The sequence below is a fragment of the Nocardiopsis sp. TSRI0078 genome (assembly GCF_001905145.1).
In the GTDB taxonomy this organism is placed as follows: domain Bacteria; phylum Actinomycetota; class Actinomycetes; order Streptosporangiales; family Streptosporangiaceae; genus Nocardiopsis.
Window position 1 is genome coordinate 1 of record NZ_LWLB01000029.1, and the last position, 4,458, is coordinate 4,458.

Sequence of the window (4,458 nt, forward strand, 5' to 3'; positions counted from 1 at the left end):
AGAAGTCGGTGTAGGCGACCGAGAACAGGCCGCCGCTGACCGTCAGCAGTGTCACGACCACGGCGACGAGCACGGTCCCCTGGGTGGCGGTCAGCGGGGTGACCAGGCTGACGACGTAGCCGCCGCCGACGAACTGGGACGCCGTCAGCCCCAGGTAGGCGATGGCGGTGACCACGGCGGCGACGGTGCGCACACCGATTCCGAAGCGCACCTCCAGCAGCTCGGGGATGGTGTGCCGCGACGCTCTCCTGATGCGGCGGGCCGCCAGGAGCAGGACCAGGATGCCCAGCGGCGTCCCCGCGAAGAAGACGAGGCCGGCCGTCGGGCCGTAGGTGTAGGCGAAGTTGGCGCCGCCGATGATGGTGCCCGAGCCCACCCAGGTGACGAGCATGGTGGCGATCATGACCGGTCGGGGAAGGCTGCGCCCCGCGAAGAGGAAGTCGTCGCCGCCGCGGAGCCTTCCGGAGCGCATGAAGTAGAGGGCGATCCCGATCATCGCCAGGATGTACACGGCGAGGATCACCAGATGGGTCGTCTGCATGGGCCACCTTGCGAGATTCGGATCAGGGGATGTGGACGGGAGGGGTCGACCACCGGCGGTGGTCCGATCGGGCCATGAAAGCAGCCGACACCCGTGGAATGCAACACTTATTGCACCTTGCGTGATCCTGATCACAGAACGTCGGCGCCACCCGTCACCGCAGGCCACGCGTCCGGACGCCGCTCAGAAGAGCTCCGTCTGCTCCCACAGGCGCTCGGTGTCGCGCACCGCCTCCAGCACCGCGTCCCCGCCGATCCGGGCCAGTTCGGCCAGCACCGCGTGGACGACCGCCGTCGTCGGGGTGAGGGAGGGGAACATGCCCACACCCTCACTGGGCACCAGGAGCACGTGCTCGGCCCCCTCCACCAGCGGGGAGTCCCTCCTGTCGGTGATGACCGCCACCGGCACGCCCCTTCCGCGGGCCACCTCCGCCGCCGCCCGCAGCGCGACGGGCAGCCGCCACAGGTCGCACGCCAGCAGCAGGTCCCGCGGCCCCATCCGCGCCAACGCGTTGACCAGGGCCGTTCCTCCGAGGTCGAACCGCTCCACGTCGTAGCCCATGATCCCCGCGGCGTGCGCGAGCTGCAGCCCCGGCGCCGCGAAGGTCCCCGATCCCACCACCCGTGTCCTGCGCGCCCCGTGGATCGCCTCCGCCAGGGCGCTCACCCTGCCGGGGTCGAGGGTCAGCTCCAGGGCCCGCAGCCCTTCCCTGTCCGCGCGAAAGGCCTCGCGCACCGGGTCGGCGTCGGCCCCGGCGTGCTCGGCCAGGACCTCGCCCGCGCTCAGCGAGGCCAGGTAGCGCGAGCGCAGTTCGACGCGGAGCGCGGGCCAGCCGGTGTACCCGAGGGCCTGCGCGGCCCGTACCACCGTGGCGACGTTGACGTCCGCCCGCTCGGCGAGCTCGGCGGTGCTCGCGTAGGAGGCGAACCTCGGCTCGTCCCGCAGCACCCCGACCACGCGCTCGGCCGCGCGGCCGAGGCGCCCGCCGCCGAGCGCGGCCTCGATCCAGTCCGCCATCAACCCCTCCGTCCCGGCGCCCCGACACGCGCCTCCCCAAGCGATACCACCCCCGGGACCGCATTCGGAGTTGATGCAACATATATTGCATAAAGGGCGTGGCTCACACGCTGACCCGTTCCACCGGAGGTACTCATGACCCGTCAGTCCCACCCCTCGGTCCTCTTCACCGGAGCCGGGCTGCTCGATCCCGAGGCAGGCACCCGGACACCGGACTCCTGGCTCCTGGTGGAGGACGGCCTCATCGCGGGCAGCGGACGGGGCCCGGCTCCCGAGACCGGTGACGGGGTCGAGGTCGTCGACCTGGAGGGGGCCACCCTCATGCCGGGCCTCATCGACGCCCACGTGCACCCGACCGCCTTCAGCGCCGACCTCGGCGCCGCGATGGACCACTCCCCCTCCTACGTCGCCAGTTACGCGGCCCGTTCCCTCAACTCCATGCTCAGGCGCGGTTTCACCACTGTCCGCGACGTCGCCGGAGGGGACTGGGGGCTGGCCAGGGCGGTCGACGAGGGGCTCGTCGACGGACCCCGGCTCATGTTCGGCGGCAAGGCCCTGTCACAGACCGGCGGCCACGGCGACTTCCGGGCTCCGGGCCGCCAGGGCAACGACACCCACGCCTGCTGCCCCGGGGCGGGCATCGTCTGCGACGGGCCCGTGGAGTTTCGCCGCGCGGCCCGCGAGCAGCTGCGCACCGGCGCCCACCACCTCAAGATCATGCTCTCGGGCGGGGTGGCCTCCCCCACCGACCGCATCGACTCCACCCAGTCCTCCGAGGACGAGATCCGGGCCGTGGTGGAGGAGGCCGAGGCGGCCAACCGCTACGTCACCGGCCACGCCTACACGGCCCGCGCCGTCAACCGGGGGCTCCGGCTCGGCGTGCGCTGCATCGAGCACGGCAACCTCATCGACGAGAGCAGCGTCGAGCTGTTCCTGGAGCACGACGCCTACCTGGTGCCCACCCTCGTCACCTACCAGGAGCTGTCCCGGCAGGGGGCCCGCAACGGCCTTCCACCGGCCAGCCAGGACAAGGTCGACGCCGTGCTCAGCAGCGGGCTGGACGCCCTGCGGCTGGCCCACGGCGCCGGGGTGAACCTGGTCTTCGGCAGCGACCTGCTCGGCGGGATGCAGGACCGCCAGAGCGAGGAGTTCGCCATCCGCGGCCGGGTCCAGCCCGCCGTGGACGTCCTGCGCGCCGCCACCGTCAACGCCGCCCGGCTCCTGGGGCTGGAGGGGACCGTCGGCACCCTGCGCGACGGTGCGCGCGCGGACCTCGTGGTGGTCGACGGTGACCCGCTCGCCGACATCGCGGTGCTCGCGTCCCCGGAGACGAGTGTGCGCACCGTCCTGCGCGACGGCCGGGTGCGCCACGAGCGCGGCGAGGCGCGCTGACCCCGTCAGGCCAGCATGCGGCGGGGGTTCTTGGCCGGTGCCGTCATCGACATCCGCACGACCGCGGGCACCTGTTCCAGGTCGAGCGCCCGCCGCAGGTTCGCCAGCGCCTCCGAGCGCACCCGCCGCCACACCCCGGCCACGTCCGCGTCCTCGTCCAGGGTCAGCGCCAGCCGCAGGTGGGGGGCGTCGGTGGACTCGGTCAGCCGCGCGCGGACGCGGCGCACCCCCGGGTAGTCGGCGACCTCCTCCTCCAGGGCACCGCGCGCCACGCTCTCGGACATCTCCACCCGGCCGTCGGCGCCGCGCTCCAGGACCAGGCGCCCCACCGTGTCGTTGCGCCCCTGTGCCATCAGCCAGCGCAGGGCCAGGAAGGCCGCGACGAGGGCCGCCGCGACCGCCACGTAGGGCACCCACTGCTGGCCGAGCACCTCCCGGACCGAGGGGTTGAGCAGCGCGCTGTCGGCGGGGCCCCGGCCGAACAGGCCGAGTCCGGCGGCCAGTGACGCCAGTCCGGCGGCGAGCAGCACCGCGCCGACCACCACCAGCCCCCACCGGTTCCCACGTGCCGACCTGCGCGACCTGTCACCAGTCATGGTCACCCTTCCGCGTATCGCACGTGGGTGGTGATCCGCATGCTGCGCAGCGGCGCCAGCTCCTCCAGCCGCCGCTCCACGGCCGCGGTCACCTCGGCGGGCAGTTCCGCCGACTCGCGCATCCCGGTGCGCACATGCACCCGGATCCTGTTGCCGCGCACCGTCACGTGCGCTTCGTCGACCCCGCTGACGTCCCGGGCGGCGGCGCTCACCGCGCGGCGCAGGGCGGGCCGGGTCAGCCCCACCACCAGGGCGGGGTCGTCGGTGCGCAGCGCCGTCCAGCGGCTCCGGCCGGGCGCCAGCGCGACCACGATCAGGGCCAGTCCGATCAGCGCCAGGACGGCCGAGGCGATCTGCACCGACGGCGTCGACCAGGTCGCGGTCGAGGCGTACCCGGTGGCGGCGTCCACCGGGACCAGCCGCAGCGGGCTGCCCGCCAGCGCCGAGATCACCTCGGCGGCGGCCACGACGGCCACGACGAGGATCACGAGGCTCGTGATCACCGCGGGCCAGGACCGCCGCGGACGGAACGTGTGGACGGCCACCCGCCTGGCCCGGCGGTCGACGCCCTGGTCGGGGCGTCCGAGCACCTCTTCCACAGTGGTCATGTCAGCGCACCAACTCCGCGATCTCGATGTCGATGTGGCGGACCCGCTTGCCGGTGATCCGCTCGACCCTCTGCCTGACGTGCCCGCGCACCCGCGCGGCGACCTCGCGGGCGGAGCGCGGGTAGTGGATGCCCACCCTCAGCCGCAGCAGGACGATGTCACCGCTGATCCGGGCGCGCGTGGCGCGCGACCGGACCAGACGAGCCCCGGGCACCTCCCGGACCGCCTGCGCGGCGACCTTCTCGACCACGCCGTGCTCGATGACGGTACGGCCGCCGGGGTCGCGGCCGCCCCCGCCGCGGGC

At 73.6% G+C, this 4,458-nt stretch carries 5 protein-coding genes and 1 pseudogene; 1 reads left to right on the forward strand and 5 read right to left on the reverse strand.

What is annotated here, in order from left to right:
• Together A6A08_RS16995 and A6A08_RS17000 are read right to left on the reverse strand one after the other, a co-directional pair.
• Positions 1-541: pseudogene (locus tag A6A08_RS16995) on the reverse strand (sodium:solute symporter family protein); the annotation flags it as partial.
• 183 nt (positions 542-724) lie between these two features.
• Positions 725-1,558, reverse strand: coding sequence for a MurR/RpiR family transcriptional regulator (locus A6A08_RS17000; protein ID WP_073703602.1), 834 nt, complete (start codon positions 1,556-1,558; stop codon positions 725-727).
• Positions 1,559-1,693: 135 nt separating this feature from the next.
• Here A6A08_RS17000 and A6A08_RS17005 point away from each other — a divergent pair, with 135 nt between their 5' ends.
• A complete protein-coding gene (locus A6A08_RS17005) occupies positions 1,694-2,950 on the forward strand; it encodes an amidohydrolase family protein (protein WP_073703603.1) in 1,257 nt (418 codons plus the stop codon).
• A 5-nt stretch (positions 2,951-2,955) separates the two neighbouring features.
• Here the strand turns inward: A6A08_RS17005 and amaP are convergent, their stop codons facing one another.
• The 3 genes from amaP to A6A08_RS17020 all read right to left on the reverse strand — a co-directional run.
• A complete protein-coding gene (amaP, locus tag A6A08_RS17010) occupies positions 2,956-3,546 on the reverse strand; it encodes an alkaline shock response membrane anchor protein AmaP (protein WP_083609160.1) in 591 nt (196 codons plus the stop codon).
• Positions 3,547-3,548: 2 nt separating this feature from the next.
• A complete protein-coding gene (locus tag A6A08_RS17015) occupies positions 3,549-4,154 on the reverse strand; it encodes a DUF6286 domain-containing protein (protein WP_073703605.1) in 606 nt (201 codons plus the stop codon).
• 1 nt (position 4,155) lies between these two features.
• The coding region (locus A6A08_RS17020; protein WP_073703606.1) for a hypothetical protein at positions 4,156-4,458 on the reverse strand (303 nt) is incomplete at its 5' end.

Bases quoted from the DNA above. Each gene is read 5' to 3' on its own strand.
- A6A08_RS17015 (WP_073703605.1), bottom strand. From the start codon at position 4,154: ATGACCACTGTGGAAGAGGTGCTCGGACGCCCCGACCAGGGCGTCGAC.
- A6A08_RS17000 (WP_073703602.1), bottom strand. From the start codon at position 1,558: ATGGCGGACTGGATCGAGGCCGCGCTCGGCGGCGGGCGCCTCGGCCGC.
- A6A08_RS17005 (WP_073703603.1), top strand. From the start codon at position 1,694: ATGACCCGTCAGTCCCACCCCTCGGTCCTCTTCACCGGAGCCGGGCTG.
- amaP (WP_083609160.1), bottom strand. From the start codon at position 3,546: ATGACTGGTGACAGGTCGCGCAGGTCGGCACGTGGGAACCGGTGGGGG.